The sequence below is a fragment of the Propionimicrobium sp. PCR01-08-3 genome (assembly GCF_030286045.1).
Taxonomy (GTDB): Bacteria; Actinomycetota; Actinomycetes; order Propionibacteriales; family Propionibacteriaceae; genus Brooklawnia.
Genome location: NZ_CP127390.1, coordinates 953,889 through 978,442, shown reverse-complemented (window position 1 = coordinate 978,442; position 24,554 = coordinate 953,889). Strand labels below are relative to the sequence as shown.

Genomic DNA, 24,554 nt, shown 5'->3' with positions numbered 1-24,554 from the left:
GATCCCAAACTATCGAATCACGTTGTTCGGACGCGCCAGCGCTTGCTCGATCAGATCGGTGATCAGGTCGGTGTAGCTCAGCCCGCTGACCTGCCACAGGCTCGGGAACATCGACAGCTCGGTGAATCCGGGCATCGTATTGAGCTCGTTGATGAAAACATCGCCCGATGCGGTCACGAAGGTGTCGACCCTGGCCAGTCCCTCGACTTCCAAGGCCTCAAAACAACGGGCAGACAGCTCGCGCACCTGCTGCTCGACCGCAGCGGGTAGCTCGGCCGGAATCTTGAGATCGACCTGCCCCTCCGGAAGATACTTGGCATCGAAATCGTAGAAGGCAGACTCCGAGTGGACGACGATCTCGCCCGGATGCGAGGTCCGGATCTCGGCTTCGCCCGGCCTCGGCCCGAGAACCGCGCATTCGACCTCACGGGAATCGACGAAGCCCTCTTCAACGATCACCTTCGGGTCGAAGCCCCGCGCGCTCTCGATCGCCGGTGCGAGATCGGCGGGGTCGGTGACCCTGGTGATGCCCACTGAGGAGCCACCACGGGCCGGCTTCACATAGACCGGGAGCGTCAAAGACGCTGCGATGCGATCGCAACAGCCCTGCCGATCCTGATCCCATTGACTCGTCCGCACGAGTTCGTAGGGGCCGATCGGGAGCCCGGCGTTGGCCAGCGAGACCTTCATCAGGTGCTTGTCCATGCCGATCGCGCTGGCCGCGACTCCCGAGCCGACATAGGGCAGGCCGAGCATCTCGAGCATGCCCTGCACGGTGCCGTCCTCGCCGTAGGCGCCGTGCAGCAGCACCAATGCGACATCGACTTCGGCCGGATCATCAGATCCGTCGCAGTTCATCAATCGGACGCCGTCGGATTCGCGCACCAGGCTTGCCGCCGGCAGGTGATCGTCAAGGGACGGCAGAGTGCGTCCCTCGGCGCGAAGCCGGGTGATCTCGTCCAGGCTCATCCGGTGCCAAATGCCGGATGGCGAGATGCCGACGCCGTACACCTCGAACCGGTCGGTGTCGATCGCCTTGGCCACCCCCGCCGCGGTGAGACATGAGATCTGGTGTTCGGTGCTCTGGCCGCCGAAAATCAGGGCCACCCGGGTACGGTCTGCTGGCATCGTCTTCCTTCCCCAAAAACTGGGTTCACACTACAACCATGGACCCGAACCTCAGCTGATGGCCTCCGGTCGAGGGACGCGCTGATCGCGCCTGGGCAGCCAGCGGTCTGCGGGGGCCTTCGCTCCGCGGGCGAGTTCTGCCTGGGTGGTGATCGCGTCCATGATGTGTACGGTTGCGTCGCGCACTGCTCGCCTTCGGTCGGGATCGGCGTCGTATTCGCTGAGATCGATCTTGGGCCCGCACACCATCGTGACGGGCGAGCGCCGTAGCCTCATAGGCCTGATATTGCGGGGAGGCACTGCCAGATTGGCGCCCCACTGCCCGACCGGTATCACTGGTGCCCCGGTGCGAAGCGCGAGCCTGGCGGCGCCGGTGTGGGGAGCCATCGGCCACTCGTCCGGGTCGAAGGTGATGGTGCCCTCGGGGTAGATCACCACGAGCTGCCCGTCGAGGAGAGCCGCCTCGGCCGCTATCAGCGCATCCCCGGCGTGCAAGCTGCCGCGATAGACCGGAATCTGTTCGGCTGCGCGCAGCAGTCGCCCGAGAAGCTTCATGTCGAAAAGATTCGCCCGGGCCAGATAGTGCGGCCATCTGCCGCTGTAGGCAAGAAACTCACCGAGCAGCACCGGGTCGAGCGAGCTGATGTGATTCGCAACGACGATCGCGGGGCCCGTGACGGGCAAGTTCTCGCCACCTCGCCAATCCGGCTTCTTCGTCACCAGGCGAAGCAAGCGGTGAATCGCCGGGACGAGAGTGCGAAACGTACGATTCGTCGGCTCGAAATTCACCCGGCCGAGCTCGCCCCGATACAACCGCTTTCGAGATCTCGCCGGCTCTGATGAATTCACCGGACCATCATGCCCACCATCGGCGCCCGAGCGCACATCCGGTCAGCTGGCGACCTTCGCCGGCAGCGTCTTTGGCTTGAAGCTCGGACGCTTCGCCTCGTAGGCGGCGATATCGTCCTCATGCAGGAGCGTGGCGGCAATGTCGTCCAAGCCCTCGAGCAACCTATTGGCGGTGTAGTCGTCAATGCTGAAGGTATACCGGTCGTCGCCCGCCGTGATGGTGCGGCTCGGCAGGTCGACGGTTACCTCGGCTCCCGGGTTGGCTTCGGCATATGCCCAAAGCTTCTCGACGATCGACTGGTCGACGGTCGCGATCAGCAGGCCGGCCTTGCCGGAGTTGCCGCGGAAGATGTCACCGAAACGCGATCCGATGACGACCTTGAAGCCGTAGTTCTGCAACGCCCACACGGCGTGCTCGCGAGACGATCCGGTGCCGAAATCGGGGCCCGCGACCAACACGGACGCCTTCTCGTAGGCCGGCTGGTTCAAGACGAACTCGGGATCTTTGCGCCAGGCCGCGAACAGCCCGTCCTCGAATCCGGTGCGGGTGATGCGCTTCAGGTAGACGGCCGGAATGATCTGGTCGGTGTCGACATTGCTGCGCCGCAACGGCGCCACGATGCCGGTATGGCTACTGAACTTATCCATCTGCTTCGTCCTTCTCAGAGATCCGACGGGGCGGCCAGGTGACCGGTGACCGCTGTCGCGGCGGCAACGGCCGGGCTCACCAGGTGAGTCCTGCCGCCCTTGCCCTGGCGTCCCTCGAAATTGCGGTTGCTGGTGGACGCGGAGCGCTCGCCGGGCACCAGCTGGTCGGGGTTCATCCCCAGGCACATCGAGCAGCCCGCCTCACGCCATTCGGCACCGGCCTCGGTAAAGATCTGGTCGAGGCCCTCGGCCATGGCCTGCTCGCGCACGCGGGCCGAGCCCGGCACGACGAGCATCCGGACGCCGTCGGCGACCTTGTGGCCCTTGATGATGCCGGCGGCAAGCCGCAGGTCTTCGATGCGGCCATTGGTGCAGCTGCCCAAGAAGACCGTGTCCACGCGGATGCCACGCATCGGAGTGCCCGCAGCCAGCCCCATGTATTCCAAGGCACGCTGCGCCGAGGTCTTCGCCACTTCATCGGCGAAATCGTCGGGGCTGGGCACGCTGGCGTCCAGGCCGACACCTTGACCGGGGTTAGTTCCCCAGGTGACGAAGGGGGTCAGTTTGGTGGCGTCGATGACGACCTCGGTGTCGAAGACTGCATCGTCGTCGGTGCGCAGTGTCTTCCAGTACTCGACCGCCGCGTCCCACTCGGCGCCCTCCGGAGCGTGCGGACGGCCCTTCAGGTAAGCGAAAGTGGTCTCGTCGGGAGCGATCATGCCCGCCTTGGCGCCCCACTCGATCGACATATTGCAGATCGTCATGCGGCCTTCCATCGACAGATCGCGGATGGTGGAGCCGCGGTATTCGGCGATGTATCCCTGACCGCCGCCGGTGCCGACCTTCGAGATCAGCGCCAGCACGATGTCCTTGGCGGTGACATCGGGCGGCAATTCACCTTCGACGGTTACCGCCATGGTCTTCGGCCTGGCCTGCATCAGCGTCTGGGTGGCGAGCACGTGCTCGACTTCTGAGGTGCCGATACCGAAGGCCAAGGCACCGAAAGCGCCGTGAGTGGAGGTGTGCGAGTCGCCGCAGACGATCGTCATACCGGGCTGAGTGATGCCCAGCTGCGGGCCGATGATGTGGACGACGCCCTGATCGCGGTCCCCCAGTGAGTGGATGCGGATGCCGAATTCTGTCGCGTTCTTGCGCAGAGTATCGACCTGGGTGCGGCTGACGATGTCGGCGATCGGTTTCCGGATGTCAACCGTGGGAGTGTTGTGATCCTCTGTGGCAATGGTGAGCTCAGGACGACGCACTTGGCGTCCTGCCAGCCGAAGGCCCTCAAATGCCTGCGGACTAGTAACTTCGTGACACAATTGCAGATCGATGTAGAGCAGGTCGGGTTCGCCGGCAGCAGAGCGTACGACGTGATCGTCCCAAACCTTTTCGCTCAGAGTTCTTCCCATGCGTCCATCATGACATTGCCGTTCAAATAATGAGATGTTAGTCTCAGATTATGGACGAATCCTCTGGAGTGGGTGTGCTCGACAAGGCGGCCATGGTGTTGGCCGCGCTGGAGCAAGGACCGATGACGCTGGCCGGTCTCGTTCAGTCGACGGGTCTCGCCCGTCCCACCGCTCACCGGCTGGCAGTCGCGCTCGAGCACCATCGGCTGGTTGGCCGCGACCTGCAGGGACGTTTCGTGCTCGGGCCCAGGCTGGCCGAGCTCGCCGCCTCGGCAGGCGAGGATCGGCTGCTGTCGACTGCCGGGCCGATCTTGGCCAGGCTGCGCGATATCACCGGTGAGTCTGCCCAGCTTTATCGCAAGCAGGGAGAGATTCGGGTATGCGTGGCGTCGGCCGACCGGCCCACCGGGTTGCGTGACTCGATTCCGGTCGGCAGCCAGCTCTCGATGGGTGCCGGCTCGGCCGCTCAGGTCTTGCTCGCCTGGGAAGAGCCCGAACGGCTGCAGCGCGGACTGCTGAACGCGACCTTCTCCGCCGTGGGATTGACCGGCGTCAGGCGACGCGGCTGGGCCCAGTCGGTGGCCGAACGCGAACCGGGTGTCGCCTCGGTGAGTGCCCCGGTGCGCTCCCCCGGCGGCAAGGTAATTGCCGCCGTGTCGGTTTCCGGGCCGATCGAACGTCTGAGCCGCCAGCCCGGCAGGCTGCACGCCCCCGCGGTGATGGCCGCCGCCGACCGGTTGAGCGAAGTGTTGCGCCGCACCGGCGGCGAGGAGTGATGCGGCAGCTGCCGATTTGGATCTTGGCTTGTGTTATGCGGCAAGCCGTCAGCTATTTCGGCAGTTAATAGACTGCGCGGTCTAAGTGCTTCGAAACGCAGTTCGGGCCGAGTCTGCAGGTTGACCTGCGGCCCGGCCCGATGCCTACGCGCATCAGCCCTCAGTTCTCTTCGGGACGCTCCTCGATGAACTTCTGGACGATCGCAGTGTCCTCGGCGCCCCAGCCGGCGTCCACCACACCCTGGAAGGCGTCCAACAGGCGGTCGCCCTGAACGGTCGGAGTACCGGTGCGATTGGCCTCGTCGAGGTAAGCCTTGAGATCCTTGATCCAGAACGATGCAGCGCCCGAGACCGTGTAGTCCTTGTTGATATAGCGGGGCGCCTTGTCGGCCATGATCTTGCTGGTCGAGTAGCCACCGAGCATCAGATCGAAGAGCTTCTGGACGTCGAGCCCGGCACGCTCGGCAACAACGGCGGCCTCGGCGTTCGCGACGATGCTGGCCGCGCCGATCAGCTGGTTGCAGGCCTTGGCGACCTCACCGGCCCCGGTCGGCCCCAGATGTGCGGGATTCCCGGTGAGCTTCAAGTAGGGCAGGGCCTTGGCAACCAGATCGTCCGGGCCGCCGACCATGATCGACAGCGTGCCTGCGACCGCACCGACCTCACCACCGGAAACCGGGGCATCGATGACGCGCGCCAGGCCCTTGGTCGAGCTCTGCACCTCGACATCGAGCTGGCGAACCGCGTCCGGGGAGACGGTCGAGCAGACCACCAGCAAAATTTCCTTCGAGATGCCCGCCAGCAAGCCGTTGTCGCCCGCCAACACTGATTTGACCTGCGGCACATCGGGAACCATGAAGAAGACGACGTCGGCCTTGCCGGCAAGTTCCTTCGCGGAGTCGGCCCACACTGCTCCCGCGTCCAAGAGGTCCTTGACCCGGTCGGCGCTGAGGTCGTTCAGCACGAGAGTGTCGCCTTCGGGCAGTCGGTCGAGCATGTGCCCGGCCATGCGCTTGCCCATTGTTCCCAGTCCGATGAATCCGACAGTCGTCATCAATTCCTCCTTGAAAGGCGTGCGGTACGTGGCTCATCGTAGGGCATGGCACCACGCACACATATAGGATCAAGCAACCCTGGCAACTCGGACCTATCTCGATGTCGGCTACCCCGTTGACGACCGGCTCGACCGACGCGATGGATGGGGCGCGAACGATCGAGCTTGAAGACTCTTGTGCCCAAAATGTGTTCAAACGGCCCTAGCGGGCGTCCTAGACAGCAAAAGACCCTAGCCAATATCGCTTTGACTAGGGTCTTCATCTGGTGGTCCAAATCTCAATCGGCGCGGCAGAGAAAGCAAGCTTTCTCCGCTCTCGCCTCAATCGTTTGTCCGGTTTCAAACTTCAATCGCCTCGGGAATGAGAGCAAGCTCTCACTCCTCTCGGCTCAATCGCTTGTAGCCCCGAGCGGATTCGAACCGCCGTTACAGCCTTGAGAGGGCCGCGTGCTAGGCCACTACACTACGGGGCCAGGACGATATTCAGTTTTGTTGCCGGACCTTTGGCTTGGTCCGGCCGCCAACATGGTTGGTATCAACCGTGCTGGTTGGGGTACCAGGACTCGAACCTGGACTGACGGAACCAGAATCCGGCGGGCTGCCAATTACCCCATACCCCACTGCTGTGCCCTGCGGCGCAACGACAGCTAAACTTACACGACCGTCATTCAGCTGCGCAAATCACGGTGCACCTGCTTGCCCCGGCGTTTTGGTCGCCACTCGCATCTTGCGTCCGATCAGCCAGGCGACCAGTGCAACAAGCGCGTAGGCCAGTACATTCCAGCCCGTGGTTTGCCAGGTCGACACCTGAATCGAGCGGATCTCGGCGAGATTCCCGGCCGCTGCCGCGTACCCGAACGCGAACACGTTGTTGACCGCATGCGCGGCGATCGACGCCTCCAGACCACCGGTCAACACCACCAACGCACCGGCCAGCAACCCGAACGCGAGCCGGTCGGCGAGCAGCGGCAGATTCTGGCTGCCATGCAGCGCCGCGAAGATGACCGCCGAGATCGCCACCGCCAGCCACGGACTCTTGCTCACCGTTCCGCAGACCTGCAGCAGATAGCCGCGGAACAAGAACTCCTCGCCCGCCGCCTGCAAGGGGGCGGTCAGCCCGATCGCCAGCAGCCACCACCAGACGTGGTCGTCCGGCGACCAGGTGGGGAGATCGTCCAGATGAGAAACCCAGTAGACCGCGTTCAGCAGCACGACCGAGGCCAGTGCACATGCCGCCGTGTAGCGCCAGCGGAAGCCCGGCTGCACGGAGCACAGCCAGCGGGGATGCCTTCCGTGCACGTAGCGCATGATCCACATGCACAACACGATGAGGGTGGCGATCGCGAGATGAGTGGCCACCAGGCCGTCGATCATCTCGAATTGCAGCGCGGAGGCTCGATAGTCAGCAAAGCTTCCGGGCAGGCCCCGGATCAGCCAGAAGAGTCCCAGCAGCAGCCACGCGATGCCCGGCAGCAAGATCGAATAACCGGCAAGTGACAACAACAGCCCGCCCAAGCCCCTGATGGCTCCCTCGGTGATCGGAGTCATCCGCAGCAGCGCAGCGTAGTTCAGCCCCTTGCCGGGGTCGGTCAGCTTGGATGTGTCGCCGCCCCACAGGAATCCCTTCACCTGGCAGCCGCGCCGTCAGCGCTCTCCTGGTCGTCCTCCACATCGTCGAGGACCGGGTTCGTCAGAGTGCCGACACCGTCGATCTCGACGCTGACCCGCTGACCGGCCACCAGCGGGCCGACTCCGGCAGGGGTGCCGGTGAGCAGCACGTCGCCGGGCAGCAGCGTGGTGAATGCCGAGACGTAAGCGATCAATTCCGGAATCGAGTAGACCATCTGGCGGGTGTTCGCGTCCTGTTTGACCTCACCATCGACGCTGGTCACCAGGGACAGGTCGGCGGCTTCGTCCAGGCCGAGGTGGGTGACGATCCACGGGCCGAGCGGGCAGAAGGTGTCGAACCCCTTCGCCCTGGTCCACTGACCGTCGCTGTGCTGCAGGTCGCGGGCGGTGACGTCGTTGGCGACGGTGTACCCGAAGATGACTTCGGCGGCTCGCTCGACTGGCACTTTGCGGCAGAAGCGTCCGATCACCACGGCGAGCTCACCCTCGTAGTGCACGTTTTGGCTGAGTTTCGGACGAATGATCGGGTCGTCCGGGCCAATGACCGCCGTGTTCGGTTTCATGAAGATCAACGGTTCGGACGGCACCTCACCACCGAATTCCGTCGCGTGGGCCGCATAGTTCTTGCCGACCGCCAGCACCTTGCTGCGCGGAATCACCGGAGCCAGCAGCCGGGCGTCGGTCAGGTCGATCCGCTCGCCGGTGTAATTGACCGGGCCGGCCAGCGGGTCACCGTCGATCACCGCGATCGAATCCGGAAATTGGCCTTCGTCGGCCTCCAACTCGACCAGTCCAAAACGGGGATCTGCACCGGCAACGGTGAATCGGGCTATGCGCATAACCGCAGTCTAACGGGACGCCTTCCGAGTGCCGACTTCACACCGAACTCGCCTGGCCCACCGAAGAGGTTCAGCATCCGAGGAATGGACCCTGAGGTGGCGGCTTCTGCTCGTCGCTTCACCGCTCGACGAGGGCAGATGCCCAATCCAGGGAGCGACGAACAGCGGCAATCCTCAAGATCCCTCAGTAGCCCTTCACCAGCCCGTAGACGTAGGCATCGGCCAGGGCCTCCCAGGAGGCCTCGATCACGTTGGTTCCGACCCCGACCGTGGTCCAGCCGTGAGTGCCGTCGGTGGTGTCGATGAGCACCCGAACCGTCGCGTCGGTGCCGCGTCCTTCATCGAGAATCCGGACGCGGTAGTCGACCAGTTCGAAGTCCGCGACCTGGGGGTAGGCGGGCGTCAACGCCTTGACGATGCCTTGGCCCAGCGCGTTGACCGGACCGTTGCCTTCACCGATCACCAGCTGGCGTTGCCCCTTGGCGATCAGCTTCACCGTGGCCTCCGAGGACTCGTAATCCTGGCCCTCGTCGACGTTCTCTCCGGTCAGCACCCGCCAGCTGATCAGTTCGAACGGATCGTCCAACTGGCCGGTCAGCTGGCGCACCAGCAACTCGAAGGAGGCGTCCGCGGCCTCATAGGAGTAGCCCTCGGCCTCACGCTGCTTGACCAGATCGGTGACCTTCCCGGCCAGGTCGCGGTCGGCCATCTCGAGGCCGAGCTGGCCGAGCTTCAATTGCACGCTGGCGCGTCCGGACATGTTGCTGATCAGCATGCGCATGTCGTTGCCGACCAGCTCGGGCCGGGTGTGCTGATAGAGGTCTTCATTCACCTTGATGGCACTGGCGTGCAGCCCTGCCTTGTGCGCGAAGGACGAGTATCCGACATAGGGCTGACGGGTGACGTGGGGCTGGTTCGCGATATCGGCGATGGCATGACTGGTGTGGGTCAGCTCGGCCAATTGTGCGTCCGACAGCAGCGGCCAGCCATACTTCAACTGCAGGTCGGCGATCAGTGTCGTGAGGTCCATGTTTCCGGTGCGTTCGCCGTACCCGTTGATGGTCCCTTGCACATGCATCACACCGGCGTCCACCGCGGCGAGCGTGTTGGCGACCGCACAGCCGGAATCGTTGTGGCAATGCACGCCCAGGTCGACGCCGATGCTGGCGGTGGCCGAGACGATATCGCTCATCGCGGCCGGCAGCATTCCGCCGTTGGTGTCGCACAGCACGACGATCTCTGCGCCTGCCTCGGCTGCGGTGCGCACGACCTCGAGTGCGTAGCTGCGATTGGCCCAGAAGCCGTCGAAGAAGTGCTCGCAGTCGACGATCACCTTCTTGCCCAGCTCGGTGAGATACGAGACGGTGTCGTTGATCATCGCTAGGTTCTCGTCCAGCGTGGTGCGCAACGCTTCGGTCACATGCTCATCGTGTGACTTCGCCACCAAACAGATGTATTCGGTATCGGCCGCAACCAGGCCCGCCACCTGCGGGTCGGTGGCGGCTTTCTCCCCCGCCTTGCGGGTTGCGCCGAATGCCACCAGCCTCGCGTTCCTCAGCTGAAGTTCACTGTGGGCGCGTGCGAAGAACTCGGTGTCTGCCGGGTTGGCCCCTGGCCAGCCACCCTCGATGAAGGTGACGCCCAAGCCGTCCAGAATGCTGGCAATTCGGAGCTTGTCTTCGACAGATAACTGAATCCCCTCCTGTTGGGCACCATCGCGCAAGGTGGTGTCATACAGGTGGAAACGCTCCGGCATCACCGGCATTGCGGGCATGTGGCCTCCCTCGGACGAAACAGCGCGCCTCCAGACGCGCCGTCATCCATGGTTGCGGTCGCGCGAGGTGTGCCCAAGTCCGTCTCGTCGGTTGGACACCCACCGCGGGCCATCACAGGCAGTCTGGGTGGACCGGGCGGGCCGCCGTGATGGGCGAGGCCGACGACGTACGCGTGCCTGGGAGTGCTTCTCGCTTCGCTCGTCAACACACTTCAATCGCCTCGGAACCGCGAGCAAGCTCGCGTTCCTCGCCTCAATCGTCTGTACGCGGGAGGAGAGAACACGGCCAGCGTGGATACCCACGCCGGGCGTCAGCAGACCTGCTGCATCCAGCCGTGCTTGTCGGCAACCCGCCCGTATTGGATGTCGAGCAGGTGATTGCGCAGCGGGATGGTGTGGGTGGCCTTGTCGGTGTCGATCCGGTATTCGCCGTCCTCGTCCTTCAGCGAACCGATGGGCGTGATGACCGCCGCGGTACCGCAGGCGAACAGCTCGCGGATCTCACCCGAGGTGATGCCGCCGGTGACCTCGTCCACACTGATCGGACGCTCGACCGGCTTCAGTCCGAGATCGGGGGCGACGGTCAAGATCGAGTCACGGGTCACACCGGGCAGGATGTTGCCATTGAGTTCGGGGGTGACCAGCTCGTCGTCCTTGGTGATCATGAAGAAGTTCATGCCACCCAGTTCTTCGATCCAGCGCTTCTCGGCCGCGTCCACGAAGAGCACCTGGCTGCAGCCCTTGTCGTAGGCGAGTTCTTGGGGCAGTAAGGACGCCGCGTAGTTGCCGCCGCACTTGGCCGAACCGGTGCCGCCGGTGGCGACACGGCTGAAGTCACGGGAGATCCAGATGTCGACCGGGGCGACGCCGCCCGCGAAGTATGCGCCGACCGGGCTGGCGATCACCGTGTACAGCACCGAGTGCGCGGGGCGCACGCCGAGGAAGTTCTCCGCGGCCATCATGAACGGACGCAGATACAGGCTCTGCTCTTCCTCACCCGGAACCCACCGGGAGTCGAGAGCGGTCAACTGGCGCACACTGGTCACGAAGTCTTCGGGCGGCAGCACCGGAAGCGCCAGTCGGTGCGCCGAGTTCTCGAAACGCCTGGCGTTGGCGTCCGGGCGGAACAACCACACCGAGCCGTCGGCATGCCGGTATGCCTTCAGCCCTTCGAAGATCTCCTGCGCGTAGTGATAGACGGCGCTCGCCGGCTCCATCGATACCTGCGAGTATTCGGTGAGCCGGTCGTTGTGCCAGCCCGATTCCTCGCTCCAGTTCGCCAACGCCATGTGGTCGGTGAAGTACTGGCCGAATCCGGGATTCGCCCAAACACCCTGAATCACATCGTCGCCCAAGAAGCTCGGGTTCTCCGGAAGATCAAAAGACAGCGCCATGAGTTCCACAGTAGTGGCCATGGCGAGGTGATGGCCGGCAGGGGCACATCGTGGCCGGGTGCGGGTGAGATCACGCGGGCGGGCCGGGCGTCACCCGATAAAGTTCGGGCCATGACTGCTGAGACGCTTCGTCCGACCATCGCCGTTATTCCCGGGGACGGTATCGGCCCCGAGGTCGTGGCGGAGGCACTGAAGATGTTGAAGGCCGCGGCCGGCGAGCACACCTTCGAGTTCCGTCACTACGATCTGGGTGCCGACCACTGGTTGGCGACCGGCGAGGTGCTGAACGACGACACCCTGGCCGAGTTGGCCGAGGCACAGGCCATCATTCTCGGCGCGGTGGGCGCGGCACCCGGCAGCACCACGATCCCCAGTGGTCTGCTGGAGCGCGGTCTGCTTCTCAAGCTCCGGTTCGCCTTCGACCAGGACGTGAATCTGCGTCCGTCGAAGATGTATCCGGGCGTCACCACGCCGCTTTCGGACGCAGTGGTCGGCCAGGGGCTCGCCGATTTCGTGGTGGTTCGCGAAGGCACCGAAGGCCTGTACGCGGGCAACGGCGGCACCTTGCGTCAGGGCACCTCGGGCGAGGTCGCGACCGAGGTGAGCGTCAATACCGCGTTCGGTGTCGAACGGGTGGTGCGTTATGCCTTCGATCTGGCGATGCGGCGCAGGAAGCGTCTGACGATGGTGCACAAGCACAACGTGCTGGTGAATGCCGGCGGTCTATGGAAGCGGGTCTTCGCCGAGGTCGCCCGCGAGTACCCCGAGGTCACCACCGACTATCTGCATGTGGACGCGGCCACCATCCATCTGGTCACCAACCCGTCCAGATTCGATGTGCTGGTCACCGACAATCTCTTCGGCGACATCTTGACCGACGAGGCCGCCGCGATCACCGGCGGCATCGGACTGGCTCCGAGCGCAAACATCAACACCTCGCGCGCCTTCCCGTCGATGTTCGAGCCCGTGCACGGCTCGGCCCCCGACATCGCCGGCCAGGGCATCGCCGACCCGACTGCCGCCATCTCGTCGATGGCACTGCTGCTCGACCATCTGGGCGCCCATGAGGCCGCGGCGAAGATCGAGGACGCGGTGAGCGCCGACATCGCCGAGCGGGGCGACGCCAAGCGCTCCACCTCCGAAGTAGGGGACGCGATCGCCGCTCGCGTCCAGAAGTGATGCGAGATCCGCGGGATTTCGCCCTGCGCCGGTGTGCATCGAACGGTACCGGCTGGTGAAATAGCTGCCCGGGTACGATAGCTGATCAGATGGCGAATGGCCCTAGATGGCCGGCTATCAGGTATGTCACCGGCGTAAGCGTCAGGTCGCCTGCGAGATCAAACCCAAGGCACCTCAGCCCACGTTTTCGCCCGTCACGCTCGGCCAGGCATTCGGGACGCAGCCATTCAGGTAGATGCTCTGTTGTTGCATCACCGGCGAGGGTGATCCGTCGGTGGGGCAATTGACATGGTCGAAGCCGAGGTAATGGCCCACTTCGTGGTTGATCAGATAGGCCCGGTATTCGTCCAGCGGATACCCTTCCCAGGTGGGAGTTGCGTACCACCAGCGGTCGACGTTCGCGTAGACATGATCCTCGACCCGACAGCTCCATGCTCCGTCGGTGTCGAGGGCGCCGCACCCGGTGTCCGTGCTCTCGGGTGAGCCGAGGGTGATCACCAGGTCTGCGGTGGCCGGGTCGTCGATCAGGTGAAATGCAACCCCTTGATAGCCCACCCAGCCGTCGTCCGAATCCAGGATTTGCTGAATTTGGGCTGCAACATCATCGGCATCCAGGCCGGTGCTTGTCTCCACCTGCACGGCATAGTCGCGAACGTCGGGCTGGTCGGTTGATGGTGCAATGTCGATGGTGTTCGTGGTGTATTCGCCGCTTGCCGGTATTCCCGAGTGCGTCAATCCGTCGGCATCCACACTCGACGCCTCAGGAATGGCTCCGTCCTCGGACTGCCCGGCGCTTTCGTCACCGGACGCGACGACCGACCCTGGATCCTGAGCCTGAGCAGCCTGATCACCGGCGTCCGAACCACAACCGGCCAGCACGAGTACGGCCACCATCGATCCCGCTACGCGACGCCACCTCATGCTTCCCACGCTAACCCCCGATTTCATCGGGTCGCACCGAGGACTGCTGCGTGATCATGGTTCTCCAATAGCCATCCGGCAAAGAACTGCCGTCACGTGCCGCGTCCGAAAGCGTGGCTGCTGGCGTTGTCCGCCTGCCTCGCAGACGGGTTAATGGTCAGAATGTGTGTATTTGATCTTGGGTTTTCGGGGTGTGGCTTGCCCTGATGATGGGTTTGACATGCTCTGGGACACGGGTCACCGCCGTGGTACACAGCCCCGTGATGGCTGCATCTTCTCGCCGGTTGTTCTGCCATCCTGACGCATCGATTCCGTCCAGCACCCTTTGGTCTCTATCCTCGTTACCAGGAGCGCACCGAGTGGCGCTCGTGTGGACCTGCCATCGACAAGAAAGGTGCCTTCCATGGGCCTGATGGACAAACTCCGTGGCGAATTCGTCGACATCATCGAGTGGCTTGAGGATTCGCGCACGCTGCTGGCCTGGCGCTTCCCCCGCTACCAGAACGAAATCAAGCAAGGTGCCCAGCTGATCGTCCGAGAAGGCCAGATCGCGGTCTTCGTCTACCAGGGCCAGCTCGCCGACACCTTCGGCCCGGGCACCTACACCTTGAACACCCAGAACCTGCCGATCATGGCGACCCTGCAGGGCTGGAAGTACGGATTCAACAGCCCGTTCCGCTCCGAGGTGTACTTCGTCAACACTCGTCCGGTCACCGATCTGCGCTGGGGCACCCCGACCCCGATCACCCTGCGCGACCCCGACTTCGGCATGGTGCAGGTGCGGGCCAACGGCCTCGCCGTAGTGCGCGTCCAAGACCCCGTGGTCTTCCTGCGCACCGTCATCGGCACCGATTCGTCGGTGGATATCGATGAGGTCACCGAACTGATCCGCCGCGAGATCAGCCAGGCCCTGTCGGAGATCGTCCTGGGTACCCAGCTGGGCGCCATCGACCTGCAGTCGCGGCAGACCGAATTGTCCGGCAAGCTGCGCGACACCGTTGCCCTGCGGGTGGACGACGAGTTCGGCCTCGCGATCGACTCGATCACCATGAACGTCTCGCTGCCCGACGAGATCACCCAGGCCATGACCCGCGGCGTCGCCCAAGGCGTCGAAGAATCCGGACGCATCCGCCAGCTCGACGATCTCGACAAGTACCAACGGGTACGCCAGATCGACGCCATGAACTCAGCGGCCGGCAACCCGGGCGGCGGCGCAATGGGCGACATGATGGGCGCCGGCATGGGCGTGGTGCTGGGACAGCAGATGGCCAATCAGATGAATCAGCAGGGCCAGCCCCAGCAGACTCCTCCCCCGCTGCTGCAGGATTCGCAGACCTTCCATGTCGAGATCAACGGCTCGGCCGCCGGCCCCTACAACATGGGACAGATCCGCGAGATGGTCTCCAACGGCCAGCTGACCACCCACACTCTGGTGTGGAGCGCAGGGCTCGCCGGGTGGATGCCGGCCGGCCAGGTGCCCGCCCTGGTCAGCTTCTTCGCTGCCCCGCCGCCACTGCCCGGCCAGGCCGGCAGCCCGGTTCCGCCGCCCGTGCCGTCCGATTCGACGGACCATGCGTCCGGTGCCCAGAACGACTGAGCATTCATGACATCATCTTCATCGTGGACAGGGCCATCGGCGGAGGACACCGGCGGTGGCCCCGCGCCTGAGCAACGCAGCCGAGCGCTGCCGAACGAGAACAGCACACCCGGTGCGCCGGCCAGTGAATCGGTTCCCCCGCTGCCCACGCAATCCGGTACCGGTGCGCGCCCGCAGCAGGCCACGCAAGGCCGCCCGCCGACTCGGCAAACTCAATCCGCAGCCGCAGAGCACAATTCGCCACTGCCGGCGGCTTCGTCCGCGCCGCAGCCCAGGGACCCGGCGATCTTTCAGGTCACCGAACAGACCCGCACCTATCCCTGCCCGAATTGCGGCGGGGTGCTTGAATTCGAACCGCAGTCCCAGGGGCTGAAATGCCCCAACTGTGGCAGTGGCTTCCCGATCAGCCCTCAGGTCGCCGCTCCGGCCCGCATCGCCAAGAGGGAGCTCGGCCCGGCGATGGCCGAGCTGCAAACCTTGCAGGCCGACGCACGGACGAGTGTCTCGGGTGACAAGGAGGTCGTCTGCCAAAACTGCGGCGGGCACACAGTGTTCACCGGCACCCTCACCGCCTTGCGTTGCCCGTACTGCAACACCGCGATTCAACGAGACGACGTCCAGCAGGCGCCGACCCGGTTGCCCATCGACGGCATCCTGCCGCTGTGCATCAGCAGGCCGGACGCGCAGACCCGCATCGAGCAGTGGATAAACTCGCGCCGGTTCGCGCCGAACGCCTTCAAGAAGTACCGGCAACTGGGCAGCTTCTCCAGTATCTATCTGCCCTATTTCAGCTATGACGCGGCGACGACCACCTCGTACACCGGCATGCGTGGCATGCACCGCATCGAGACCTACCGGGATTCGCAGGGCAAGACTCAGACCCGCACCAGAACCGACTGGTATCCGGCCAGCGGCGTGGTGAGCAACAGATTCGAAGACGTCACCGGGCATGCCACCTACGGACTGGACGACAAAAAGATCACCGAGCTCGAGCCCTGGCCGATGGAATTTACCCACCCCTATTCACCGGAGTTCGTGGCGGGCCATCTGAGTCGCACCTATGACTGGGACGCGCAGCAGGTCTTCTACGAGCGCACCCAGCCGCGCATGGAGCAGGTCATCGACTCCACCATCCGCTCCGACATCGGTGGCAACGAGCAGCGCATCACCTCGCGCAACATCACCTGGCACACGGTGCAGTTCAATCAGCTGCTGTTGCCGATTTGGATGCTGACCGTGACCTTTCAGCAGAAACCGTTTCAGGTCAGCATCAACGGGGTCACCGGTGAGGTGCAGGGACGCCGCCCCTGGAGCGCGGTGAAGATTACGCTCGCGGTGATCGCAGCCCTGATCCTGATCGCGCTGATCTACTTCGGCTACGAGTATTTCTCCACGAGTTAGAAACCTCGCGGTCTCGTAACCGATCGTGCCGCCACTGCTTCTGGACGCAACGCCCTCGTCGTGACGGACGTCGATAGCAGCCAGTGCCGCAGACGCCGCGGCGCAGGTCACACTACGGCGTGCCGCCGCACGCTACGCCCGCCGCAGGCGGAATTTGCTAGGCAGACTGCGCGCCCGCGGCAACCATGGCATCCCGGACGATGACTCCGGCCTGTTTCTGGTCTTTGGCTTCGGAAAAGCCTTGCATCATCGCACGTGCATCGCCGGCAATCGACCCGATACTCGGCCCTGCTATCGCATCGGCGATGTCCCCGGGCCCGAAAGCGGTCTGATCGGTATAGGTACCGCCGATCCATAAGATGCGGCCAAGTTCGAGCTGGCTGGCCTGCAGATCCTTGATGGCGACTTGTTGCGCGTTGACGATTTCTTGGATCTGGGCCGGGGTGAACGCAGGGCTGTTGGTTGCTCCCATGGCTGCGATGAGCAGTTTGCCCGCAGGGGTGGTCAGCGTCAGCGCACCGGTTGCCTTGCCCAGTTTCACCTGCACCTGCTGGCTGGGACCGTCGTACATCACCGTGTCTGACGAGGCAATGGTGAGATGCCCCGGTGAAACCGTCACCACCACGGGAGTGCTTTTCGATGTCATCCACCGCGCGAAGTAGTACATGCCCGCCTTCATCGGTGCAGCCTGCAATGCAACCAGATCCCTTCAGCTGAGTTCGTTCCGGTATCCATTCCGTCGTCCACCGTATGCCTGTCCCGGGTCAAGAGATCTCGACACGGGCGGCAAAAGGTGAGGGGTGCGGTCCCCTCTCGGGAACTGCACCCCTCGTCCGGGTGTTTGAACGATCCGTGAGCGCCGGATCGAGTTGTCAGAGCTCGCCGCGGGCAGCCCCGGCGGTGCTCTTGTTCTCGGGCTGTTCGTCGTCAGCACCGAGGTACTTGCTGGACAGCTTGCCGAGGTCGATGCCTGCCGCGTCCTTCAGCAACTGGAAGGTCTGAGTGACGCCGTTGGTGACCTGCTTGGGCATCTGGCCCGCACCATCGGTCGAGATGACCGTCAGCTTGTCGATGTCTGCCATCGGCGCTGCCACCTTCTCGGCGATGTCGGGCAGCACCGAGACCAGCATCTCGATGACCGCGGCCTCGTTGTACCTGCCGTAGGCGTCGGCCTTCTTGTTCATCGCCTCGGCCTCGGCCTCGCCGGTGGCGAGGATTGCGGCTGCCTGCGCGTCTCCTTCGGCTCGGACGGCTTCGGCTTCGGCGACACGACGGGCCTTCTCGGCCTCGCCTCGCTTGGCGCCCTCGATGGCTTCGGCCTCGGCCAATGCACTACGGCGGGACTTCTCGCCGACACCGGTCAACCGTGCCTTCTCGGCTTCTGCCTCGGCCCGCGCGATCGCGGCAGCCTTGTCTGCTTCCGCCTGGAAGATGGCAGCGTTGCGGCGGCCTTCCGCGTCGGTCTCGACACGGTACCGGTCGGCGTCCGCGGGTTTGCGGATCTCGGTGTCGAGCTGGCGATCCTTCAAGGCCGCCTGCTTCACGGCGACCTTCTCTTGCTCGCTCAGGATTGCCTGGTCGCGGTCGGCCTGGGCCAGCGGTCCGGACGCGGCTGCCTGCGCATTGGCGGCATCGGTTTCCGACTTGATCTCGGCCTGCTTCAGCAACAGCTCACGCTCGCGGATCGCGATCAGCTGCTGCGCATTGATGCGGGCCTGCTCGGCTTCCTGCCGGGATTCGGCTTCGGCGACCGCTGCGTGCTGTTGTACCTTGGCGGCCTCAGGGCGTCCGAGATCTGACAGGTAGGTGCCGTCATCGGTGATGTCTTGAATCTGGAAGGTGTCGAGCACCAGCCCCTGCCCGGTCAGCGACGACTCGGATTCGTCCGCCACCCGTTGCGCGAATGCGGCACGATCACGGATGATCTGTTCGACACTGAGCGAACCGACGATCGACCGCAACGACCCGGCAAGAGTCTCTTGGGTGAAGCTTTCGATCTCATCTTGCTGGGTGAGGAAGCGCTGTGCACCGGCGCGGATGGAATCCTCGGTTCCGCCGACCTTCACCAGCGCGACACCGTCGAGGTTCAGTTTGATGCCTTGGCCGGAGACCGCGCCGCGGATCTGCACCATGATCCGTCTGCTCGACAGGTCCATGATGAACAGCCGCTGAATGAACGGAATGACGAATACGCCACCGCCCATGACGACCTTCTGCCCCGACAGATCCGACGAGATCTGCCCGGTCTCGGGATTGCGGACTTCTTTGCCTTTGCGTCCGGTGACGATGAAGGCCTCGTTGGGCCCGGCAACCTTGTATCGGCTCGCGACCAGCAAGCCGATCAACACCACCAGAATTACCAGCCCGATGATGGCTATGACGAGAGGTGAGATGGGCAATGCAGGCTCCTTTGCGTTGTTACGTGCCGGCTGTACGTTCGCTATTTATCTACGTGCTTGCCACTCACCCTACCGGCAGCGGGCCCATCGGACGACAGGTCAGATATCGAGGACGCCGGATCCGCCCGCGCTGCCCAGCGCGTCCACCGGGCGGACCTCGACGGAGGTCGCCGACAGCACACCGGAGATCCAGACTCGGGTGCCTGCGTCCAGGGCCACCGGGCCCTTGGCGTTCAGGGTGTGCGTGTGACCGCCGTATTGCAATCTGATCTGGCCGTAGCCGCCTTCGGGGATCGCGGTCAGCACCAGTGCCTCGGCTCCGATGAGGGACGCCGTGCTGGGCGCCACATCGCTGCCCTGGTTGCGGAACAAGCCGGTGAGCTTGCCGGCGCCCCAGCCGAGCAGCACGCCCACGACGACGCCTATCGCGATGGCGATGGCCATCTGGTGCCCGAAGAGTTCCAGCCCGATAGCGCCGCCGAAACCGAATCCGCCCAGCAGGCCGGCGATGCCCGCGGTGGAGAAGATGTCGGAATCGAGTGCGTCGAAGATCGGGACGCCGTCCAGTTCGAGGGCTCCCTCCAGCACATCGCCGACGAACAACGCGAGCAGCAGCAGTGCGATGCCGACCCCGCCGATAATCCAGAAGACCGTCATTGTTCACCCCGTTACTGTTCGTCGCGTGCTGCCATCCTATTGCCCTCGGTCTACGCCGCTTTGAGCACAGGGCTACCAGCGTCCCGACCGGGCGCCGCGCCACCAGCGATCGGCCATCATCCAACCAAGATGTGATCGCCCTTCCTACAAACCGCAGTCACTCGCCGTCAGGCAAGTTCGCTCGCCCTCATGCCCGATGACTCGCCCAAACTGAGTTCACTCGCATTGCGTTGCAACAGCAGCGGACTCAGTTACGGCAGAGCGTCTGAAAGCGCAGGCGAGCGCTGCCACCTTTTTTGATGCTCATGCCAGTGCCCCATCCTCGTCCGGAATAGAAACAACCGGCGGCGGCCTCCCATGAGGAAGACCGCCGTCGATCGGATTGATCCGTTGCCCGGGGCTCGATCAGCGAGCCGCAGTGCCCTCGGTGTAGTCGTCGTCCGAGTCCTTCAGCCAGCTGAACATCTTGCGCAGTTCCTTGCCGGTCGCCTCGATCGGGTGGCTGGCCTCGGCCTCACGGAGCTTCTTGAACTCGACCGCACCATTGTCCTGGTCGGCGATGAAGCGCTCGGCGAAGGCACCGGACTGGATGTCGTCCAGCACGGCCTTCATGTTCTCCTTGACGTGCGCGTCAATGACCCGCGGGCCCGACACGTAGTCGCCGTACTCGGCGGTGTCAGAGATCGACCAGCGCTGCTTCGAGATGCCGCCCTCGATCATCAGGTCGACGATCATCTTCATCTCGTGCAGGCACTCGAAGTAGGCCATCTCCGGCTGGTAGCCGGCCTCGGTCAGCGTCTCGAAACCGGCCTCGACCAGGTGCGACATGCCACCGCAGAGCACAGCCTGCTCACCGAACAGGTCGGTCTCGGTCTCTTCCTTGAAAGTGGTCTGGATGCCACCGGCGCGAAGCCCGCCGATGCCCCTCGCGTAGCTCTTGGTCAGATCCCAAGCCTTGCCGCTGGCATCCTGCTCGACGCAGACCAGCACCGGGACACCGCGCCCATCGGCGTATTCACGACGCACGATGTGACCGGGGCCCTTCGGGGCGACCATGCACACATCGACGCCCTCGGGTGCCTTGATGTAGCCGTAGCGGATGTTGAAGCCGTGCGCGAAGAACAGCGCATCGCCGGTCTTCAGGTTGGGCTCGATCGATTCGGCGTAGACGAAACGCTGCACCTGGTCGGGCACCAGGATCATGATGACGTCGGCCTCGGCCGCCGCCTGTGCCGGGGTGACGACACGCAACCCCTCGGCCTCGGCCTTTGCCCTGGACTTGCTGGTCTCCGGCAGGCCGACGCGCACATCGGCACCCGAATCGCGCAGGTTCAGCGCATGGGCGTGGCCCTGAGATCCGTAGCCGATGATGGCAACCGAACGCGACTGGATGATCGAAAGATCGGCGTCGTCGTCATAGAAGATTTCTGCCATGGGGATTCGTGCTCCTTCTGTTTGTTTCTTGATTTCAGCGCCCCACCTGCAGGGCAGGGCGGTTCTTCTCATTGATGGACTTGTTGCCGCGGCTCAATGCGACCTCGCCCGATTTCACCAATTCGATGATCCCATAGGGTTCGAGCATCGTGATCAACGCCGCCAGCTTGTCCGAGCTTCCGGTTGCCTCGACAGTCACCGATTCGAAGCTGACATCCACGGTCTTGCCGCGGAACAACCCGACGACGTCGAGCACCGCGCTGCGATTGCGCTCGTTGCAGTGCACTTTCACCAGGATCAATTCGCGGACGACCGAATTGGGTTCGAGTTCGATGACCTTGTAGATCTCGACCAGCTTGTTGAGCTGCTTCACCAACTGCTCGAGGACATTCGGGTCCTCCACCTCGGTCACCAGGGTGATTCTGGACAGGTCCTCGCGTTCGGTCGGGCCGACCGCTAGTGACTCGATGTTGAACCCGCGTCTGCTGAACAGGCTCGCCACGCGCGCCAGCACACCTGGTTGGTCGATCACCAGGACGCTCAGAGTGTGATTCGTCACAGCACTTCCTCCTGCCACGCCGGCGCCATGTCGCGGGCGATCTTGATGTCGTCATTGCTGGTGCCGGCCGCAACCATCGGCCAGACCATCGCTTCCTTGCTGCACACGAACTCGACTACAACCGGACGATCGTTGATGGCCATGGCCTGGTTGATCACGTCGTCGACCTCGTCCGGAGTGCTTGCTCTTAATCCGACGCAACCCATTGCCTCTGCCAGCAACGGAAAGTTGGGCACCGACGAACTCTGCAGATTGGTGTTGGAGTAGCGGCCCTCGTAGAACAACGTCTGCCACTGGCGGACCATGCCCAGCACGTTGTTGTTGATGATCGCGATCTTGACCGGGATGTTGTTGAGCGCGCAGGTCACCAGTTCCTGATTGGTCATCTGGAAGCATCCATCGCCATCGATGCCCCACACCACCTTGTCGGGCATCCCGACCTTGGCGCCCATCGCGGCCGGGACACAGTAGCCCATCGTCCCTGCCCCACCCGAGGTCAACCACTTGCCCGGCTTCGCGAACGGCAGGAAGTGGGCCGACCACATCTGATGCTGGCCGACCCCGGTCACGTAAATAGCATCATCCCCGGCGATATCGCCGATCCTCTTGATGACATATTGCGGGCTCAGGTACTCGTCTTCGCTTTCGGTCCAGCCGACCGGGTAGCGCTCTTTCAGGCCTTGCAGATAGCTGATCCACGGCTCGTAGCCGGGAATCTGCTCATGCCGCAACGCATCCACCAGACCGGAGAGGAAGACCTTCGCGTCGCCCACCACCGGCACATCGACGACCCTGTTCTTGCCGATCTCCGCCGGATCGATGTCAGCGTGAATGATCTTCGCCTCGGGTGCGAACGAATCGAGGTTACCGGTCACCCGGTCGTCGAAACGGGTGCCGATCGCGATCAACAGGTCGGCCTTCTGCAAGGCACCGACCGCCGAAACCGACCCGTGCATGCCCGGCATGCCCATGTGCAGCGGGTCGTCGTCCGGGAAGACACCGCGCGCCATCAAGGTGGTGACGATCGGAATGTCGGCGAGTTCGATCAGATCGGCCAGTTCTTGCCAGGCGCGCGCCTTGACCACGCCACCGCCGATGTAGAGCACCGGGCGCTTCGACTGGCAGATCAGCCTGGCGGCCTCTTTCACCTGCCGATTGTGCGGCTGGGTGTTGGGCTTGTAGCCGGGCAGCTTCAGCTCATCGTCATAATCGAACGGCGCGCTGCTGGCCAGCGCATCCTTGGAGATGTCGACCAGCACCGGGCCGGGACGCCCGGTCGAGGCAATGTGGAAGGCCGCCTTGATGGCCTCGGGAATGTCCTCGGTCTTCTTGATCAAGAAGTTGTGCTTGGTGACCGGCATCGTGATGCCGCGGATGTCGGCCTCTTGAAATGCATCGGTGCCGATGAACGCGGAATTGACCTGTCCGGTGATGGCGACGATCGGCACCGAGTCGAGGTTGGCGTCGGCGATCGCGGTCACCAGGTTGGTGGCTCCCGGGCCGGATGTGGCGATACAGACCCCGACCTTGCCGGTGGCCACGGCGTAGCCCTCGGCGGCATGTCCGGCGCCCTGCTCGTGGCGCACCAGGATGTGCCGGATGGACGAGTCGAAGAGAGGATCATAGGCGGGCAAAATGGCCCCGCCCGGAATACCGAAGGCTACTTCCACGCCGCAACGCTCCAAGGACGCGACGAGCGCCTGTGCCCCGGTCATGATCGGCAGATCGGCTGGCTTCTTAGCCATCGGCGTTTCCTTTCTGTGTGAAGACAGGCCCGTTGCAATAAAAAACCCCCGCTGCCGCGATGGCAGGCGAGGGAGCGCTTCGTCGGTGTTCGACGAAGCGCTAGTTAAGTACGAGACCCTGTCGGTTTTGCACGAGATTCATCATGGCACGGGTCGCCGATCGCCCCAAAAGTCATCTCGCTATGCGAACATGTGCCCGTTCGGACGAGGCAAGCTCCAGGTGCATTCGTTATCTCCGATGGCCGCTCAAGTCTTGGGTCGAGGGCTGTGGCGTGCAAGAACTTCCGCAATCATGCTGCTTCGCTCCGGCGTCACGCTCACGGTCGCGGTGCACAGACCGATCGAGGAAGAATCCGCACGCTCGTTTACGCGAGCCGGACCGGGAAACCTGCCTGGTCGAGGGCGTGCTTGACCTCGGCGACGGTGAGCACACCGAAGTGGAAGACGCTGGCCGCGAGCACCGCGTCGGCACCGGCACGGGCGGCAGCCACGAAGTGCTCGGCCTTGCCCGCGCCACCCGACGCGATCAGCGGCACATCGATGACTGTGCGGACGTCCTCGATCATCTCGAGGTCGAAGCCGTCGGTGGTGCCGTCGGCGTCCATCGAGTTGAGCAGCACCTCGCCCACGCCGCGGGCGCAGGCCTCCTTCACCCACTCGATGGCGTCCAGTCCGGCCGATGTGCGGCCGCCGTGGGTGGTCACGCCATAGCCAGAAGGCATGCCGGGTTCGCGCCGTGCGTCCAGGCTGAGCACCAGCACCTGATTGCCGAAGCGTCCGGTGATCTCGTCGATGACGCGGGGGCGGGCGATGGCGCCGGTGTTGATGCCTGCTTTGTCGGCGCCACAGCGCAGCAGGGCGTCCACATCGTCCGCGCTGCGCACTCCCCCGCCCACGGTCAGCGGAATGAACACGGTCTCGGCGCAGCGGGTGACGACCTCGCGGGTGGTCTCGCGTCCACTCGACGATGCGGAAATGTCGAGAAAAGTAATCTCATCGGCACCCTGTTCGTTGTAGCGGGCCGCCAATTCGACCGGGTCACCGGCGTCGCGAAGGTTCTGGAAGTTGACTCCCTTCACCACCCGGCCGTCGGTCACATCGAGACAGGGAATCACGCGAATCGCTACGGCCATGATCACAGGTTAGAGGATGCCCACCG

Annotated in this window: 21 protein-coding genes and 2 tRNA genes; 4 read left to right on the top strand and 19 right to left on the bottom strand. The window is 64.0% G+C overall.

Features of this window, described 5'->3' with window-relative positions:
• Positions 1-9 precede the first annotated feature (9 nt).
• The 4 genes from QQ658_RS04580 to leuC all read right to left on the bottom strand — a co-directional run bounded on the left by QQ658_RS04580 (position 10) and on the right by leuC (position 4,037).
• A complete protein-coding gene (locus QQ658_RS04580; RefSeq protein ID WP_286026489.1) occupies positions 10-1,128 on the bottom strand; it encodes a D-alanine--D-alanine ligase family protein in 1,119 nt (372 codons plus the stop codon).
• A 51-nt stretch (positions 1,129-1,179) separates the two neighbouring features.
• A complete protein-coding gene (locus QQ658_RS04575) occupies positions 1,180-1,848 on the bottom strand; it encodes a lysophospholipid acyltransferase family protein (protein ID WP_286026488.1) in 669 nt (222 codons plus the stop codon).
• Between the two features lie 171 nt (positions 1,849-2,019).
• Positions 2,020-2,625, bottom strand: coding sequence for a 3-isopropylmalate dehydratase small subunit (gene leuD / locus QQ658_RS04570; protein ID WP_286026487.1), 606 nt, complete (start codon positions 2,623-2,625; stop codon positions 2,020-2,022).
• A gap of 14 nt (positions 2,626-2,639) precedes the next feature.
• A complete protein-coding gene (leuC, locus tag QQ658_RS04565) occupies positions 2,640-4,037 on the bottom strand; it encodes a 3-isopropylmalate dehydratase large subunit (RefSeq protein ID WP_286026486.1) in 1,398 nt (465 codons plus the stop codon).
• A 50-nt stretch (positions 4,038-4,087) separates the two neighbouring features.
• Between leuC and QQ658_RS04560 the strand changes: the two genes are divergently transcribed.
• Complete coding sequence (locus tag QQ658_RS04560) at positions 4,088-4,813, top strand: IclR family transcriptional regulator (RefSeq protein ID WP_286026485.1); 726 nt, start codon at positions 4,088-4,090, stop codon at positions 4,811-4,813.
• Positions 4,814-4,973: 160 nt separating this feature from the next.
• Here QQ658_RS04560 and QQ658_RS04555 read toward each other — a convergent pair whose 3' ends face one another.
• From QQ658_RS04555 to QQ658_RS04525, 7 genes are all read right to left on the bottom strand, one after another.
• Positions 4,974-5,867, bottom strand: coding sequence for an NAD(P)-dependent oxidoreductase (locus tag QQ658_RS04555; RefSeq protein ID WP_286026484.1), 894 nt, complete (start codon positions 5,865-5,867; stop codon positions 4,974-4,976).
• Positions 5,868-6,267: 400 nt separating this feature from the next.
• Positions 6,268-6,340: transfer RNA gene (locus QQ658_RS04550), tRNA-Glu, on the bottom strand.
• A 72-nt stretch (positions 6,341-6,412) separates the two neighbouring features.
• A tRNA-Gln gene (locus tag QQ658_RS04545) sits at positions 6,413-6,487 on the bottom strand.
• Between the two features lie 61 nt (positions 6,488-6,548).
• Entirely contained in the window at positions 6,549-7,496 is a 948-nt protein-coding gene (locus QQ658_RS04540; protein WP_286026483.1) for a CPBP family intramembrane glutamic endopeptidase, read from the bottom strand.
• A complete protein-coding gene (locus QQ658_RS04535) occupies positions 7,493-8,335 on the bottom strand; it encodes a fumarylacetoacetate hydrolase family protein (RefSeq protein WP_286026482.1) in 843 nt (280 codons plus the stop codon). Before QQ658_RS04535 ends, QQ658_RS04540 begins: the two co-directional genes overlap by 4 nt.
• Before the next feature lie 184 nt (positions 8,336-8,519).
• Positions 8,520-10,109 carry a citramalate synthase gene (gene cimA / locus QQ658_RS04530; RefSeq protein WP_286026481.1) on the bottom strand — a complete coding sequence of 530 codons (1,590 nt, stop codon included), beginning with the start codon at positions 10,107-10,109 and terminating at the stop codon, positions 8,520-8,522.
• A gap of 311 nt (positions 10,110-10,420) precedes the next feature.
• Positions 10,421-11,503, bottom strand: a complete 1,083-nt coding sequence (locus QQ658_RS04525; protein ID WP_286027027.1) for a branched-chain amino acid aminotransferase — start codon at positions 11,501-11,503, stop codon at positions 10,421-10,423.
• Between the two features lie 111 nt (positions 11,504-11,614).
• On the opposite strand from QQ658_RS04525, the gene QQ658_RS04520 reads away from it, so the two are divergent.
• Positions 11,615-12,682 (top strand): 3-isopropylmalate dehydrogenase, encoded by a 1,068-nt coding sequence (locus QQ658_RS04520; RefSeq protein ID WP_286026480.1) that lies wholly within the window; start codon positions 11,615-11,617, stop codon positions 12,680-12,682.
• A gap of 174 nt (positions 12,683-12,856) precedes the next feature.
• Here the strand turns inward: QQ658_RS04520 and QQ658_RS04515 are convergent, their stop codons facing one another.
• Positions 12,857-13,603, bottom strand: coding sequence for a DUF3152 domain-containing protein (locus QQ658_RS04515; RefSeq protein ID WP_286026479.1), 747 nt, complete (start codon positions 13,601-13,603; stop codon positions 12,857-12,859).
• A 403-nt stretch (positions 13,604-14,006) separates the two neighbouring features.
• Here QQ658_RS04515 and QQ658_RS04510 point away from each other — a divergent pair, with 403 nt between their 5' ends.
• Both QQ658_RS04510 and QQ658_RS04505 read left to right on the top strand, forming a co-directional pair.
• A complete protein-coding gene (locus QQ658_RS04510; RefSeq protein WP_286026478.1) occupies positions 14,007-15,200 on the top strand; it encodes an SPFH domain-containing protein in 1,194 nt (397 codons plus the stop codon).
• Between the two features lie 6 nt (positions 15,201-15,206).
• Positions 15,207-16,601 (top strand): hypothetical protein, encoded by a 1,395-nt coding sequence (locus tag QQ658_RS04505; RefSeq protein WP_286026477.1) that lies wholly within the window; start codon positions 15,207-15,209, stop codon positions 16,599-16,601.
• Between the two features lie 157 nt (positions 16,602-16,758).
• On the opposite strand, the gene QQ658_RS04500 is transcribed toward QQ658_RS04505, so the two are convergent.
• The 7 genes from QQ658_RS04500 to hisF all read right to left on the bottom strand — a co-directional run bounded on the left by QQ658_RS04500 (position 16,759) and on the right by hisF (position 24,528).
• Positions 16,759-17,280, bottom strand: a complete 522-nt coding sequence (locus tag QQ658_RS04500) for a hypothetical protein (RefSeq protein WP_286026476.1) — start codon at positions 17,278-17,280, stop codon at positions 16,759-16,761.
• A 193-nt stretch (positions 17,281-17,473) separates the two neighbouring features.
• A complete protein-coding gene (locus QQ658_RS04495) occupies positions 17,474-19,000 on the bottom strand; it encodes a flotillin family protein (protein WP_286026475.1) in 1,527 nt (508 codons plus the stop codon).
• A 99-nt stretch (positions 19,001-19,099) separates the two neighbouring features.
• Entirely contained in the window at positions 19,100-19,657 is a 558-nt protein-coding gene (locus tag QQ658_RS04490; protein WP_286026474.1) for an NfeD C-terminal domain-containing protein, read from the bottom strand.
• 405 nt (positions 19,658-20,062) lie between these two features.
• Positions 20,063-21,091 (bottom strand): ketol-acid reductoisomerase, encoded by a 1,029-nt coding sequence (gene ilvC, locus QQ658_RS04485; RefSeq protein WP_286026473.1) that lies wholly within the window; start codon positions 21,089-21,091, stop codon positions 20,063-20,065.
• 34 nt (positions 21,092-21,125) lie between these two features.
• The gene (gene ilvN / locus QQ658_RS04480) at positions 21,126-21,650 is read right to left on the bottom strand and encodes an acetolactate synthase small subunit (protein ID WP_286026472.1); all 525 of its coding nucleotides are present in this window, start codon (positions 21,648-21,650) and stop codon (positions 21,126-21,128) included.
• Positions 21,647-23,395 (bottom strand): acetolactate synthase large subunit, encoded by a 1,749-nt coding sequence (locus tag QQ658_RS04475; protein ID WP_286026471.1) that lies wholly within the window; start codon positions 23,393-23,395, stop codon positions 21,647-21,649. The genes ilvN and QQ658_RS04475 overlap by 4 nt, the downstream gene beginning before the upstream one ends.
• Before the next feature lie 365 nt (positions 23,396-23,760).
• Positions 23,761-24,528 carry an imidazole glycerol phosphate synthase subunit HisF gene (gene hisF, locus QQ658_RS04470; RefSeq protein WP_286026470.1) on the bottom strand — a complete coding sequence of 256 codons (768 nt, stop codon included), beginning with the start codon at positions 24,526-24,528 and terminating at the stop codon, positions 23,761-23,763.
• Positions 24,529-24,554 lie beyond the last annotated feature (26 nt).

What these genes read in the sequence shown, in the direction of transcription:
- QQ658_RS04580 (WP_286026489.1), bottom strand. Translation starts at nt 1,128, where the DNA reads ATGCCAGCAGACCGTACCCGGGTGGCCCTGATTTTCGGCGGCCAGAGC.
- leuD (WP_286026487.1), bottom strand. Translation starts at nt 2,625, where the DNA reads ATGGATAAGTTCAGTAGCCATACCGGCATCGTGGCGCCGTTGCGGCGC.
- leuC (WP_286026486.1), bottom strand. Translation starts at nt 4,037, where the DNA reads ATGGGAAGAACTCTGAGCGAAAAGGTTTGGGACGATCACGTCGTACGC.
- QQ658_RS04560 (WP_286026485.1), top strand. Translation starts at nt 4,088, where the DNA reads ATGGACGAATCCTCTGGAGTGGGTGTGCTCGACAAGGCGGCCATGGTG.
- QQ658_RS04555 (WP_286026484.1), bottom strand. Translation starts at nt 5,867, where the DNA reads ATGACGACTGTCGGATTCATCGGACTGGGAACAATGGGCAAGCGCATG.
- QQ658_RS04535 (WP_286026482.1), bottom strand. Translation starts at nt 8,335, where the DNA reads ATGCGCATAGCCCGATTCACCGTTGCCGGTGCAGATCCCCGTTTTGGA.
- cimA (WP_286026481.1), bottom strand. Translation starts at nt 10,109, where the DNA reads ATGCCCGCAATGCCGGTGATGCCGGAGCGTTTCCACCTGTATGACACC.
- QQ658_RS04525 (WP_286027027.1), bottom strand. Translation starts at nt 11,503, where the DNA reads ATGGCGCTGTCTTTTGATCTTCCGGAGAACCCGAGCTTCTTGGGCGAC.
- QQ658_RS04520 (WP_286026480.1), top strand. Translation starts at nt 11,615, where the DNA reads ATGACTGCTGAGACGCTTCGTCCGACCATCGCCGTTATTCCCGGGGAC.
- QQ658_RS04515 (WP_286026479.1), bottom strand. Translation starts at nt 13,603, where the DNA reads ATGAGGTGGCGTCGCGTAGCGGGATCGATGGTGGCCGTACTCGTGCTG.
- QQ658_RS04510 (WP_286026478.1), top strand. Translation starts at nt 14,007, where the DNA reads ATGGGCCTGATGGACAAACTCCGTGGCGAATTCGTCGACATCATCGAG.
- QQ658_RS04505 (WP_286026477.1), top strand. Translation starts at nt 15,207, where the DNA reads ATGACATCATCTTCATCGTGGACAGGGCCATCGGCGGAGGACACCGGC.
- QQ658_RS04500 (WP_286026476.1), bottom strand. Translation starts at nt 17,280, where the DNA reads ATGAAGGCGGGCATGTACTACTTCGCGCGGTGGATGACATCGAAAAGC.
- QQ658_RS04490 (WP_286026474.1), bottom strand. Translation starts at nt 19,657, where the DNA reads ATGACGGTCTTCTGGATTATCGGCGGGGTCGGCATCGCACTGCTGCTG.
- ilvC (WP_286026473.1), bottom strand. Translation starts at nt 21,091, where the DNA reads ATGGCAGAAATCTTCTATGACGACGACGCCGATCTTTCGATCATCCAG.
- QQ658_RS04475 (WP_286026471.1), bottom strand. Translation starts at nt 23,395, where the DNA reads ATGGCTAAGAAGCCAGCCGATCTGCCGATCATGACCGGGGCACAGGCG.
- hisF (WP_286026470.1), bottom strand. Translation starts at nt 24,528, where the DNA reads ATGGCCGTAGCGATTCGCGTGATTCCCTGTCTCGATGTGACCGACGGC.